At 41.1% G+C, this 833-nt stretch carries 1 protein-coding gene; it reads left to right on the forward strand.

Going from position 1 to position 833, the window contains the following annotated elements; genetic code table 11:
• The coding region (locus tag JNK74_28415) for an asparagine synthetase B (GenBank protein MBL7650112.1) at nt 1-833 on the forward strand (833 nt) is incomplete at both ends.

Below are 833 nucleotides of genomic sequence, written 5' to 3' on the forward strand. Positions count from 1 at the left end.
TACAGAAGTTATGCTGCATGCTTGGGAAGAATGGGGTCAAGAGGCTGTCCATAAGTTTATCGGCATGTTTGTCTTTGTCATCTATCATCGTTTGGAGCATACCTTACATATATATAGAGACCGTGCGGGAGTCAAACCTTTATATTATTATTGGCAGGATGGATTATTTCTATTCGCATCCGAATTGAAAGCATTTCATCCGCATCCACAATTCAGAAAGGAATTAGATATGGATGCTTTAGCATTATTTCTCAAGTACTGCTACGTACCTGCACCACATTGTATTTTTAAAAACTGCTACAAGCTACTACCAGGATGCTATCTCAATCTTTCCCTCTCAACCCTCAACTCTCAACTCTCAACTCTCAACCCTCATAATTATTGGAATGTTAACGACGCCTACATCAAACCTAAACTTGATATTGGAGAACAAGAAGCTATCGAAGAAACAGAAAAAGTATTGAAGAAGGCTTTTGATTACCGCATGGTGGCCGATGTACCCGTAGGAGTATTTCTCAGTGGTGGCTATGATAGCAGCGTGGTTGCAGCTCTATTACAGAGAGATGCGACACAGAAAATTAAGACCTTTACCATAGGTTTTTATGAAGAAAAATATAATGAGGCCCCATTTGCCAAGGATGTGGCAGCCAGATTAGGGACTGATCACACGGAGTATTATTGTACTATCGATGAGGCGAAAGCAATCTTGCCTACACTGCCCTACTATTATGACGAACCTTTTGGGGATAGCAGTGCTATACCTACTATGCTAGTGAGTCAATTGGCAAGAAAGTCTGTGATAGTAGCTTTGAGTGCAGATGGTGGGGATGAAA

The sequence above is a fragment of the Candidatus Hydrogenedentota bacterium genome (assembly GCA_016791475.1).
In the GTDB taxonomy this organism is placed as follows: Bacteria; Hydrogenedentota; Hydrogenedentia; order Hydrogenedentales; family JAEUWI01; genus JAEUWI01.